This window comes from Lacticaseibacillus zhaodongensis (genome assembly GCF_009687905.1).
Lineage (GTDB): Bacteria > Bacillota > Bacilli > Lactobacillales > Lactobacillaceae > Lacticaseibacillus > Lacticaseibacillus zhaodongensis.
Genome location: NZ_BLBG01000019.1, coordinates 25,608 through 37,910 on the forward strand (window position 1 = coordinate 25,608; position 12,303 = coordinate 37,910).

A 12,303-nucleotide genomic window follows, 5' to 3' on the forward strand; every position below is an offset into this window, starting at 1 on the left:
GAAACGTTGTGTTAACAAATTTCTATGACTCAATTTTAAGTTGGGAATCGTTAGTGAGATACGGTTACATGGACTATATACCGCAATGGAACTCTAAGCCTCGGCAAAATGTTGATCCAGAATATGGACGTACTGATGTCTTTTATTCTAAGTATTTCAATCTAAACAACTTGCTAGACCAATTTGGAATTGAAAAATTGAACAAACTAGATTTTCCAAGCAAGGTTGATACGGAGCCTATAAATTTTACTATTCCAAAGTCAGGTGAAGTTAGGAGAACCTTGAAGTTTCCAAATATATATTCCTACATTGCACTATCTCAATCTTTAATAAGTAACAAAACCAATATTACGCAGGCATTGGAGCTGGACACAAGCAGCACGTCTAATTTCTTTAATCGCAAACCATTTGATTTTGCGAAGACTGAACGAATTCGTGACGGGATTTTGTTTGGCAAGACAAGATTCCTCAAAACAGATTTTTCGTCTTTTTATCACACTCTCTATACACACGCAATCCCGTGGATTATACATGGAAAATCAAATGCCAAGATGGATAGGGGAAACCTGGGGCAAATTGGAAACCTGTTTGACAGACTGGTCGAAAACGAGCAATACGGAGAGACCCATGGTTTGCCAACAGGTAGCTTGGCAACCAGAGTCGTTGTTGAGTTTACAATGTCGTACTTTGACAGACAGTTGCAAGCCATGCTACCAAAGGATGTTACTTTCCATAGGTATGTCGACGATTTTATATTTGCTTACAACAAACCTGATTCAGAACTAGCTGTTATGAAAGATCTTAGGTATCTGGCAGGAGAGTACGGATTCATAATTAATGAGAATAAAGTTGCCGAGGTACCATTTTCCAGCATTGAGGTATACAATCCAGTTTTAAATTATCTCGATAAAAATGCACCTCAGAGATTAACCGTCAAGAGTATTTGCGCGTTCCTGAATGCCTTTATCAAGCTTGGAATTACGGCGGAAGCAGATGGGGCTAAGGGGTCAGAAAAGCTGATCTTCACTAGTATTGGATATTGGTTTAAGTCAATAAAAGACCAACAGGTAAAAATGAAGACGGTTCAAGCGTTTGTTGATAGAGATTCAAACTATGGGGAAGTGGCAATAATTGATAAGTTGCTTTCCCTTGTAATTATTGACTCGAGGTTGGGTGTCCCGTATCTTAAGCTATTGGATGAATTAGATTCTTTTTTGGATAAGTCAAATAATTTAACGATACAGAAACATTTCGACAACCTTTGGAGAGAACAGTCAGAAAAAATATATTCTATAATTTATGATGCTCAAATTGATAACGAGAATCAGACAGTATATGCGTTGCTGATGATATTTCGTAAAACGGGGTGGAAATTATCCGAGAAATTCGTGGATAATTTTATGAGAAATATCAATTGCGAGAGGGTCGAAGTTGATGATTTCTCACTCTTACTGGTAATTCAACAAGCGATACGAATGGGGTACTCTAAGATGGACGAGTTGGTTTCGTCGTTGAATGAACTTTTTTTAAACACTCAGATGGATCAACGTGATCCACTTGCCTTTAAGCATTGGCTTGTGAGATATGAGTTACTTAGAATTAATCATGAGCAAGCGCCAAGTAACAGCGCCTATAACAAAGCAGTAAATGTGTTTAACAACTCTCATAAGGGCAAGGACGGTTGGCATAAGCCGTTGAGCTTTGCAATTTTTAAAAATGATGTTGCCTTGAAGACTAAAAAGGACAAGGACTCGAAAACGAAGTCAGAAGAAATTGTGCCGCAGTACCCGGTTTCTAACTTTTATTACAAGCTAATTGAATCCAGCGTGTCATTTGCACGATTTGATGATTAAACCTTAACTTTCGTATTAAAAAAACGTAATGTCGAACGTCACACTATTCCAGCTATCAAATCCCCAAAAAAGTCACGCATCAAATGACATGGTGGAGTGAATCCCCGAGTTCAGACAAAAAATTTAGCTTGATAACGTTTGCTCTGAGCGGCTTCTGTATTGGTAAGTTCTAGGATAACAGATTCATGATTGGTTATAAGTAAACCTGTTCGTCCGGCTCAATCCACCATAACGGAACTCACTAAGGCTGGCAGTAAGCTCCCGATAAGGATGGTCAGTCTCGAAGACGGTGCGTCTTTTTTTGGCAACGACGTCAACATTGCCTAGATACTAGTTGTACTTGCTTCTCTTGCGGTTGTTGTAAGTTCACATCCAACCATGTTTCTTAGTACTGCGTTGACCGAAGTCTGATGATTGCTGATGTCAAAGCTAAGATGGTATATGGAGGATGGCTGCGTCAAGGCATTGTCGATTGGAGGAAACCGTATGGTCAAGGCATACAGCTAAGGTTTCAAAACCACCTCATCGAACTACATGCTATCGGCAAAAGTTCGGTTCAACACAGCAAAGAGTAGGACGTTCCCGTTTCCACACTGCATGGTTTCACTGAAAAAACGAAGACAATGGACAAAGACATTCAACCAATCATAGCTCTCAAAGTTCATTTCATCGAAGACTTACACTACTCAACGGCTGAAAAGGAAGTTGCCGCCATTCCCGGGGGGTTTTCAGTGACGCCAGGAGTTGGGGTCAATCATGACCTAACCAAAGGTAGTGTAACGTTGGACGTATTACTGAAAGTACCGTCCAATAGTGAAAAGGCTCCTGAACGCATGGAGTCAGTCGAGGTGAATGCTTTTTTTGAAAAAAAGGACAGTAAGTCTGATGACGAATAGGTACGATTACGTATTTTCCGCACTGCGGAAGTGTTAAGTCTAACAGTTATATCAAGAGCTTTCTCAAGTGAGAAAGCTCCTTTTTTTGCGAGCCGGCTTAGTCTTCAGGATGAAACGTCTGAGCGTGCGGTTGCAGTCATCAGTTCCGACAATGAGAACCAAATTACAGCCTCCATCCCACTTTTTCACAATTCTCCCGAACAATGCTATAATTATGGCCTAATGAAACTAGAAAGAGATATCGTACTACCAGGAGATTCTTACATCCAGTTCGATTCTAAGCGTGCTCCAGTCTGACAGTCACGCTTAAATAATTACCACGGTTCAACCCGCAGAACGTCAGGCGCATCCCGTGTCTACACTGTTAATGGGCTGATCAAAGTAAGAGCAGATTTATTTGTGCTTACAAAAAAACTGGTAATTATAACCGCTGAAAGCGATCGCCACGTATGCTCAACAGACTTATTAGGTGTCGCTAATCATGAACACGTTGAAGCGGCTCGGCGCACCAGCCGAGCGGCAATAGTGGCGCAGAAAACCACCACAGAGACTACTGACGGCGTCAATGACCCGTTGCTAAGCAGGGACGCGTTCGTGATTCGGGGTCGAAAGGAACTAGGAGTTTCTTTATTTTAAGCAAGCAAAATATTAACAAACGGATTTTTGTACCAACTGTCGGACTGTTTCTGCTCATGTCATTGGTACTGCTCATGGGCGGGTCCGGCTTACGGACCGGGCTCGGCGCGATGATGAACTTCATCACCGGGCGGCTCAGCTGGCTGTACCTGGGCATTTACATTGTCAATTTTGTCTTCTTCATTTACATTGCCTGCAGTCATTTTGGCAAAATCAAGCTGGGGGACAAGGACGACAAGCCGCAGTACAGCAACTTCCAGTGGGGCAGCATGGTCTTCGCGACGGCGATTGACGCCAGCATCTTGATGCTGAGCATGGTCGACCCGCTGCGCTACGTTCAGCAGCCACTGTTTGGGGCTAAGGCATTGTCGGCGCAAAATTACCAGAACGCCCACATGCTCGGCCAGTTTGATTGGGGCCCGATGGCGTGGGTGATGTTCGCATCGTCCGCCGTCCTCATCGCCTATATGCTCTACGTCAAGCACGTCCGCGTGCTGTCGCTGAGTGACGCGATGCCGATGCTCCAGGGTCAGCAGTGGCACAAGCGGATTGCGCGGCAAGTTGTCAACTTCCTGGTCGTCTTCGGCATCATGGGCGGCGTTGGTTCCGGGGTCGGCATGGAGATTCCCGTGCTGGCCAGAATCATCAACTCGCTCACCGGGATTCCCGACACGATTTGGCTCAAGCTGGGAATGTTCGCATTCCTGTTCGCAATTTTCGCGTTGACGATGCTTAAAGGTATCAACGGCGGGATCGATAAGCTCAGTTCGATGCACATCTGGACCGCGATCGGTTTTTTGGTCATCGTGTTGCTGGTGGGACCAACCGGGCACATCATCCAGAGGGAGCTCAAAAGTCTAGGCCTGCTCGTTGGGCGCTTCGCAGCCATGAGTACCGGTTTGACGACCGCTGCCAGCCACGGGGTTGACCCCGTCAAGTCCGAAACCGTGTTCTACTGGGGCTGGTGGTTGACCTACATGCCATTTATGGGGCTGTTCATCGCGCGGATCTCTAAAGGCCGCACGATTCGCCAGGTGATTTTTGGCATGCTGGGCTTCGGGGCCCTCGGCTGCATGAGCTTCTACGCCATTCTTGGTGGCTACTCGCTCTACCTGCAGCAGACCGGCATGGTCAACCTGATCCACATTCTGAACACGCAGGGGCAGGCTGCGGCAATTGCCCGCGTGCTGTCTACATTGCCAATGAAGTACGGCATGCTGATTGTATACGCGTTGTCCTGCTTCATTTTCCTGGCCACCACGATTTCCAGCTCGGCCTACATTGTTTCGACCTTCACCAGCAAAAAGCTGCTGGGGACGGAGCAGCCGAGTCTGTTCAATCGCTTGGCCTGGATGCTGATCTTCATGATCTTCTCCTTCGGCATTGTGTTCGTCGGCGGCTTCAAGACCGTGCAGGCGATTTGTTCTGTCGCCGGCTTCCCGCTGATCTTCGTTTCGGCACTGCTGATTATCTCGACCTGGCAGCTACTGGCAAAAGACGAGCGGCAGACGGCTGCGGAAACGCGGCGCGCCCGCATTCGCTTCAAGCGGCGGGTCAAGGCACCTATGCACGCTGTGTATGAGTTATTTCATGACTAAGTAAATCAGTAAAATGTCAAAGCAGTAAAGATACTGGCATGCGCCTGATTCTAGATTGAATCAGGTGCGTGCCAGTATTTTGTTTAAACAGAATCGGTGGGGGAACATGTGCCGTCAAGATAATGCGGAATAAGTTATTTCATCAACTACAAATGTAAACACAAACTGGTGGGCCGTAAAGCTGATTTCATGACTGATTATCAGGACCGGCAAAGCGAAATGCCGTTTTTAAGGCAATCTTGGCGCATGATTAACCGCAGTGCATAGGCGATATTAGCCTTAGTTAGAGCACTTGCCGCTTGTAAAGGACGCTTGATTACGTTATATTTTACAGGGAAGTTCCATCCACGCAAATCTAACTAACACAATCGAGGCGGAGACACATGCAAAAGGCGACACTCATCATTGCAATTATTATTTACTTAGCTTCACTCGTAGCGCTCATCACCATGCACAGCATGTTCGCGATGTACGCCATGGTCATCGGAATGTTGATCGAATGCTGCGGGCATTTGGCCGGAATGTACGGGCACAAGTAGTTACAGTGCGAATAGTAGCGGGGAAGGGAACACAGCTTACCTTCGCCACAGAAGATTGGCCCCGAAATTCGTTTCGCGGCCAATTTTTTGGTCCGCAAGCAACAAGGCAGTTAATTTGGAAGGGCGGGTTAAGCAAGCTGGTTGCGCACATGGTTCAAAGGGTGAATAGACACTTTTCGGGTGCTCAACTACAATTGCATGGATGACACCGACCGTAGCGGTATAGGAAGATGCCGCTGACGCAACTAGCAAAGTGAGGTAGAAGCAGTAATATGCCGACAAAAGATCTCGAATATTATTTGAGCCGCCATTATCCGACCCTAATTGACTGGATTGATGAAGATCAGATGTACTCCGTTTCTGTTCCCTTGCTATCGGGACTGGTGGTCTATGACGAGCAGCTGACCAATGCACTGGCCGAATTAATTGACGCAAAAAGGGAATGGTTGAGTACAGCCATTGGTAGGGGTATCAACATCCCCGAACCGCAAGAAACACCAGTACAAGGTTTTGTTGGGTGAGGAGTAAATTATGCAAATCGCTTATCCCGCGATGTTCTACTACACTAATTCCCAAGCGACGCGTTATTATGTATTCTTCCCTGATTTTGGCTCAACTGGAACCCAGGGTAGCAGCGTAACCGATGCGTTGTTTATGGCAGCTGACTGGTTAGGAATTATGGCCGCAGCTAGAATCCAGCAGGGCCATCGCCTACCGACAGCTAGCAACATTAATCGCTTATCTCTACAGGGCGATGCTCCATTCAGGGATGATCAAGAACTGCAGTCTGGATGTGACTTTTCACAGTCGTTCACTTCAATGGTAACCGTGGATTTAGACCAATACCTGGCAGGTGATGATACGCTACAGAAAACAGTGGTGATTCCCCGTTGGGCGGAGAGGGCCGGTGCCGAGTTACAGCTTGATTTTGCAAAAGTGCTAACGGAAGCAATTGGTATTAAAAACAATGCAACTAGGTAGAAAGCAAAAACACGAATCGCTCAACTCAGGGACTACCTTGAGTTGAACGATTCGTGTTTTGATTTGAGGTTAATTAATTTCGATTACCAGCCGTTTACAGGAATTAGCGGAATGTATTTGTATGGGATGGTTTTGCGTTTGGCAGCTGCACGTCTTTGCTAAAATGACGAATTATCGTCAACCTAGTGGCAACCAACTCCATCAACAAACTGATTATTCTGAGCAGTTCACAGATTTTTGCATTCTTGACGCAAATTTTGGCTCCACAGTGTTATACTCCTAGTACAACCTAGGGAGGTGGCAAGTCATGCTCATTGATTTTTCTGTTAGAAACTTCAGTTCAATTAAGGAAGAAATGACCTTGTCCGCGGAGACAGGGGAGCGCTTGAGTCGGTTTAAGAAAACCAACACTATTGGTGAAGGTTTTAGCAGCTTGCTCAAGAACCTCATCATTGTTGGCCCGAACGGTTCAGGCAAGTCCAACCTCATCGCTGCCATGCGGCAAATGCGCAACATGGTTTTGAATGATCCGCAAAAAGTTACTAGCAAGCTGAACTTCACGCCGTTTGGGTTGAGCACCGCGACAGTTGCCAAGCCGACTAGCTTTGCGATTCGATTTAACTATCAGGAAATGAGTTATGATTATCGCTTTGCATACACTAGTGAAAAAATTGTTTCCGAGCAACTGAACATTCTGACCAAAAACGCAGTCAAGAATGTCTTCTCAAGACAAGGTCAAGAATATTCCAATTTACCAGCATCCTTGCAGCAGGTGGCAACAAGCACGAAGAAGAACTCATTGCTTATTTTCACGGCGCAAAAGGCCAACGACAAGCACGCAATTGACGTGCTGGAATGGTTCGAGAATGACTTGGAGTTCGTCGATGATGACCGCCAGAGCAATGTCATTTCGGACAAACTTGCCAGCTTGATTAAGGATGACCGGGTCAAAACGGAATTTCTCCGTTTTCTGCATTTTGCAGATATTAATATTGTGGACGTGGCTGTGCGGGAGGTACCTTTAGCTCCGATGTCTGATTTTATGACAATATTTAGTAATCAGATTGTGAAAAATTTTAAGTCTTATATTGATCTTCCAGCTTCAGGTGAAGACGAACTGTCTCATTATAAAGAGTCCTTCACAACTAAGCAGCTCTATGCCGTTCACAAACAGTACGACGATGAAGGTAATGTAGTAGGTACTCAAGAGATACCGTTAACTTCCGAATCACGTGGCACACAAAAGGTGTTCCTGATTGCACTCTCGATAATCAACGCCCAGTTAGGTGGTAACGGTCGGACACTCATCTTTGACGAATTCGATGATTCTTTGCACTTTGAGCTTTCGAAAGCATTGGTTCAAATCTTCAACTCTGTTCCGAATAAAAATCAGTTCATCTTGACCACGCACGAGTTACAGCTGCTTAATCTCGATTTACGAACTGATCAGATATATTTGATGGACAAAGATTATCAGGGCAGAAGTTCACTAAAATCAGTCTTTGACTTTAAAGACAGTCGGGATACTGCTCGACGCGATGTTAAGTATATGAAACGCTACATCGAAGGGCGGTTCGGCGCTATGCCCCAAGTCGATGTTGATCAAATGTTGAGTTCTTTGAATGCAGATGATGTGACCAAGTCGAGGTAACCGCGATGGCACGCAAATCTAAAAACTACCCGTACCGCAAGATTATTGCAATCTACTGCGAAGGTGATTCTGAGAAGGCATATTTCGAGATGATTAAGCGGAAATATCATGGGGCTAATGTGCACGTGAACAAAGCCCAGGATATGAAAGTTGAGATTGATTCTGACGGCCTCAGCGGCATTTCTCTGTTAAAGAAGGCTTTAGTTAAGTCCCAACGACTCTCTAAAAAGCAACGGGCTGAGCAAGTCTATGTGGTGTTCGACCGGGACTAACTAAGTACTGCTGACTTGGAACAGTGCCAAAAATTCGCTAAAGACCATCGGATTGGCATTATCTTTTCCTGTATTGATTTTGAAATCTGGGTACTGTTGCATTTTGAGCCTGTTACCAAGCGTTATTCGGCTGAGCAGCTGAACAACAAGCTGTCTGGGGCTGACTATTTCGGAACTAATTATCCACGCTTCAAGGGTAACGATTATGATGATTACCTGATTGATCGAATCAAACAAGCTCTGCTAAATGCCAAAAGACTCGAAAAAAACTATTGTGAACCGTGGTACTTGAATAATCCTTACACCAACGTTAACGCAGCCATACCGGCGATTTTCGGCGTTGATGAATCCAAACCGTAGTTGTTAATGATAAGCAAAAAACAAAATGTCCTGTCTGAATTGAGGCTATTGCCAATTCAGACAGGACGTTTTATATTTGAGCATTAATTAGGGTTGAATATCCTATTCACCCTGTGACGTCTGCGTCGGGTCGTACCACTCGGCATCATCTGCGTCGGTGCCATAGCCACTGTTGCTGGAGCCAGTATTAGTACCGGAGTTCGTGCTAGTTGAGCGCTGCGTCGAACTGGTACCACTGGACGTCCGGGAACGATTTGAGTAATAACCGCTGTACTGGCCATTGCTACGGGTACTGCTGGTTCCGGTGTAGCGACTGCTGCTGCGCGGCGTGTAGTAATTGCTGGTGCTGCGGCCACTATTGCTACTTTGCGTGCCGTTACTACTGCTGGTGCCATTGCTGCTGGTAGTCCCTGCAGCCGTTGCGGTACTGCTTGCAGAGCTGGCCGAACTAGCACTACTGCTGCTTGCCGTGACCGCGCTACTTGCAGAACTGCTGGATTTAGCAGTGGACTGCGTCTTGCCGATTGTAAGGGCCTCGGCTTTAGGCTTCAGGGCCAGGTCCGCGGAGGCGTGCTTACCGCTGGCGTTTGCTTCAACGACAATTTTGCTCGTCAGCATTTTGGGACTGCTGAACTGCCAGGCAATCGCAAAGGTGCCGGTTTTGCCCGGCTTGATCTTACTACTGATGCCAGCCTCGATCGCCTTGTTGTACTTGGTCTCGACTTGCAGCGCGGAGGACGCTTGCAGGGGACTGACCGAATCATCACTGACCTGCTTGGCGACAAAATTCTGGTTGAAGAAGCTGTCGGCAGTAATCGGCTTTTTAGATTTGTTCGTGACGCTGCCCTCGACGACGACCGCGGCGAGCTTGCCGCCACTGACAGCAGGGGCAGTGATGCTGAGGTTGTGGGCGTCAGTCACAACCAGTGTTCCGGACTTCAGGCTGAAGCTGCGGCCCTTGAGCACGGACGCGGTCTTGGCCTTCTTGGTGCTCGTGAATGAATGGCCGACTGCCTTCTTGGCGCTGCTGGTGTTGTGACTGCCACAGCCGGCAAGCGTCAGCAGAGCGACTAGTGTAAGCATGATTCCCAGATGTTTTTTCATGTGGCTCAATTCTCCTCAATGTAGCTATCATTAATTTTAATTATCGCACAAAATTTAACTGTTTCTTATTTCATCTTAGTTTCCGTTGCAAGTAGCATGCAGCAACCTGCATTGATTATAGCGCTATCAGCGGGTCTAAGTCACAATGTGTTTTTACTGGCGATGCCCGCCATGCTTGGTCTCAACCTGGTTACAGCCGGCAACTAATTTTGCCACTGAATTGCGACAAATACCGTTTTCGACTGCATAATCGCGGCGGTACTGCTGTATAATGATTAAGTTTGAGTAAAACTTTACCAAACTAAATCTACCTGCGCCAATCCGCAGTGGTCGGGAGATACATAAGTAAAAATGAAACGTGATAGTCGCATCGATATTCTTAGGAGCTTGGCAATCCTATTGATTGTCCTGGCCCACACATACAGTACCCGCGCGATTTCGGAGTTCCGCTGTTTCGACGTGCCGCTGATGGTCTTCCTGATGGGCAGCTCCTATTACTTGAGCGAGCAAAAGCACCACGGCACGCGCAGCTACGGCAGTTACCTCTGGGCGCGGATCAAGCGGCTGCTGATTCCAACGTGGATTTTCATCGTCGTTTACTTTCTCGCGTTCGGCTTGCTCCACTTACTCGGGTTTACCTTTGTGCAGCTGGACCTGCACAAGTTCCTGCTTTCTGTCACGCTCATTTCGGGTATCGGTTACGTGTGGATCATCCGCGTGTTCCTGATCGTGGCGCTGTGCTCACCGCTTCTGTTGCGGCTGGCCCAGCACATCAAGAATGTGTGGGGACTGCTGCTGCTCGAGTTCGCGGGCTTAGCGCTGCAAAGCGTGCTCCTGAGTGCCTACAAAATTGCGTTCAACCGGCTGCCCAGCCAGAGTACGGGTGCCCAAATCGTCTTTGAAGCGACCGGCTACCTGCTCATCGCGCTGGTGGGGATGTGGGCGGTGCACCAGTCCGTCAAGGGCCTTGCCATCGCGGGGGGCGCGGATGCGGCCGTGTTCGGAATCCTGATGCTGGCGCAGGGTGTCGTGTCGGTCGGTGCGCAGAAGTTCCCGCCAACTGCGTACTTCATCGCGTATGGACTGGCGGCCTCACTGCTGCTGATGGCCTTCTTGACGGTGGTTAAGTGGGGTGCGGGCAAGGCAATCGGCTGGCTGTCCCGCTACTCACTGGAGCTGTACTACTGGCACACCTTCCCCGTGACCGTCATCATGGCCCTGATACCGAACTGGAGCTGGCTAGTGCGCTACCCGCTGACGCTGGCAGGTGGCCTCGTCATCACCTGGTTGCAAACCAAATACCTGCCGAGGCTCTTCAAACCACTCGGCTGAGGAATATACAATGCGGCAAGTTGAGATGATTTACTTTCAGCTTGCCGCATTGTTTGTTGATAATATTCTTATAAAACCACTTGAGTAAAATCTTTTCCCAGACTAGTCAGGTCGGCTTTTCCTTTTTCAATATCTACCCTGGCATTTTGTTCATGAACCAGTTCCTTTTTTACTTCAGGTCTTATATTTTGAGCTGCTTCTGACGAAAGTAAATCTGACAATTGTTTGTTTCTTTGTTCTACAGACAACTGAGTTTCCTTATATGGTATGGTACTTTCAAATACCTTGTAATCTATTCTCTTGTAAAACATGTAGGTTACGGAAATTAAACCTAATCGATTAAGGTTGTCTATAGACGATGCAATCTGTTTATTATCATTGAGCCTGATGCTGATTTCAGGAGCAACAACATTGGTTCGATTTATTACGAAACTATCATCAGTGTATACAATTTTGATTTGTGCTAATGGGATTGTATTTCCATACTGCACAATTATCTTTAACAATTGTGCATCGACAGGCGAAAACTGTTTAACAAACTCAACAAAGGCGGAACGTGTTTTGTTTTCAAGACGGGAATCAACTGAGCTTGCGAATAACTTTGCAAACATTTTTCTTAAACTGTCGTCATCAATGTAGTATTTGGATGCCTCAATAGTTGGACCAAGAATTGCCTTATTTGGTTCCGTAATATCCTCTGGTGGAATCTGCTTCACCTGATCAAGAATTTCCTGCTTAAACTCGGTTAGTTTCTGCTGATTCAGAAACTCTTGCTTTTGTCTTTCTAATTCTGTCTTGGAACCGAAATGAACAAACCACCAATCGTCGAGTTGTTTCATTGGTACTTCAATAGCTCGTGTCAGAGTACCACCAGCCATGCCCATCAGTGCTGGAACCAAATCAGCGAATTCCATTTTTACACCCCCACATAATAATTGCGACAAATTATTCAATGCTTAACCTGAGACAGAGATTGCCTTCAACTGTGAAGTATACCGCCAATCAAATGGGTCTACACTTTCTGGTGTTGGAGAAATCCAACGCTAAGAGTGTAGGCCCCTTTTAAATGACAAAATAATAG

At 46.4% G+C, this 12,303-nt stretch carries 10 protein-coding genes and 1 pseudogene; 9 read left to right on the plus strand and 2 right to left on the minus strand.

Translation table 11 applies throughout. The features are described from left to right. Positions 1–8: 8 nt before the first annotated feature. From GN107_RS09875 to GN107_RS11400, 8 genes and pseudogenes are all read left to right on the plus strand, one after another. The gene (locus tag GN107_RS09875; protein ID WP_196246319.1) at positions 9–1,853 is read left to right on the plus strand and encodes an RNA-directed DNA polymerase; all 1,845 of its coding nucleotides are present in this window, start codon (positions 9–11) and stop codon (positions 1,851–1,853) included. A gap of 623 nt (positions 1,854–2,476) precedes the next feature. Further along, a complete protein-coding gene (locus tag GN107_RS09880) occupies positions 2,477–2,749 on the plus strand; it encodes a hypothetical protein (RefSeq protein ID WP_155287688.1) in 273 nt (90 codons plus the stop codon). Positions 2,750–3,441: 692 nt separating this feature from the next. After that, positions 3,442–4,983 (plus strand): BCCT family transporter, encoded by a 1,542-nt coding sequence (locus tag GN107_RS09885; protein WP_155287687.1) that lies wholly within the window; start codon positions 3,442–3,444, stop codon positions 4,981–4,983. Positions 4,984–5,366: 383 nt separating this feature from the next. Further along, on the plus strand, positions 5,367–5,522 hold the full coding sequence (locus GN107_RS09890; RefSeq protein ID WP_155287686.1) for a hypothetical protein: 156 nt from the start codon (positions 5,367–5,369) through the stop codon (positions 5,520–5,522). Positions 5,523–5,794: 272 nt separating this feature from the next. Beyond that, entirely contained in the window at positions 5,795–6,043 is a 249-nt protein-coding gene (locus GN107_RS09895) for a type II toxin-antitoxin system HicB family antitoxin (RefSeq protein WP_155287685.1), read from the plus strand. Between the two features lie 10 nt (positions 6,044–6,053). Then, entirely contained in the window at positions 6,054–6,503 is a 450-nt protein-coding gene (locus tag GN107_RS09900) for a type II toxin-antitoxin system HicB family antitoxin (protein WP_155287684.1), read from the plus strand. 307 nt (positions 6,504–6,810) lie between these two features. Further along, a complete protein-coding gene (locus GN107_RS09905; protein ID WP_155287683.1) occupies positions 6,811–8,154 on the plus strand; it encodes an AAA family ATPase in 1,344 nt (447 codons plus the stop codon). A 5-nt stretch (positions 8,155–8,159) separates the two neighbouring features. Further along, a pseudogene (locus tag GN107_RS11400) lies at positions 8,160–8,786 on the plus strand (RloB family protein). A 102-nt stretch (positions 8,787–8,888) separates the two neighbouring features. Here the strand turns inward: GN107_RS11400 and GN107_RS09920 are convergent. Next, positions 8,889–9,890, minus strand: coding sequence for a DUF5067 domain-containing protein (locus tag GN107_RS09920; RefSeq protein ID WP_155287680.1), 1,002 nt, complete (start codon positions 9,888–9,890; stop codon positions 8,889–8,891). 351 nt (positions 9,891–10,241) lie between these two features. Between GN107_RS09920 and GN107_RS09925 the strand changes: the two genes are divergently transcribed. After that, positions 10,242–11,222: an acyltransferase family protein gene (locus GN107_RS09925; RefSeq protein ID WP_155287679.1), complete on the plus strand. Its 981-nt coding sequence runs from the start codon at positions 10,242–10,244 to the stop codon at positions 11,220–11,222. Between the two features lie 68 nt (positions 11,223–11,290). Here the strand turns inward: GN107_RS09925 and GN107_RS09930 are convergent, their stop codons facing one another. Beyond that, on the minus strand, positions 11,291–12,136 hold the full coding sequence (locus GN107_RS09930; RefSeq protein ID WP_155287678.1) for a DUF4393 domain-containing protein: 846 nt from the start codon (positions 12,134–12,136) through the stop codon (positions 11,291–11,293). Positions 12,137–12,303 lie beyond the last annotated feature (167 nt).

What these genes read in the sequence shown, in the direction of transcription:
- GN107_RS09880 (WP_155287688.1), top strand. Translation starts at nt 2,477, where the DNA reads ATGGACAAAGACATTCAACCAATCATAGCTCTCAAAGTTCATTTCATC.
- GN107_RS09885 (WP_155287687.1), top strand. Translation starts at nt 3,442, where the DNA reads ATGTCATTGGTACTGCTCATGGGCGGGTCCGGCTTACGGACCGGGCTC.
- GN107_RS09890 (WP_155287686.1), top strand. Translation starts at nt 5,367, where the DNA reads ATGCAAAAGGCGACACTCATCATTGCAATTATTATTTACTTAGCTTCA.
- GN107_RS09895 (WP_155287685.1), top strand. Translation starts at nt 5,795, where the DNA reads ATGCCGACAAAAGATCTCGAATATTATTTGAGCCGCCATTATCCGACC.
- GN107_RS09900 (WP_155287684.1), top strand. Translation starts at nt 6,054, where the DNA reads ATGCAAATCGCTTATCCCGCGATGTTCTACTACACTAATTCCCAAGCG.
- GN107_RS09905 (WP_155287683.1), top strand. Translation starts at nt 6,811, where the DNA reads ATGCTCATTGATTTTTCTGTTAGAAACTTCAGTTCAATTAAGGAAGAA.
- GN107_RS09920 (WP_155287680.1), bottom strand. Translation starts at nt 9,890, where the DNA reads ATGAAAAAACATCTGGGAATCATGCTTACACTAGTCGCTCTGCTGACG.
- GN107_RS09925 (WP_155287679.1), top strand. Translation starts at nt 10,242, where the DNA reads ATGAAACGTGATAGTCGCATCGATATTCTTAGGAGCTTGGCAATCCTA.
- GN107_RS09930 (WP_155287678.1), bottom strand. Translation starts at nt 12,136, where the DNA reads ATGGAATTCGCTGATTTGGTTCCAGCACTGATGGGCATGGCTGGTGGT.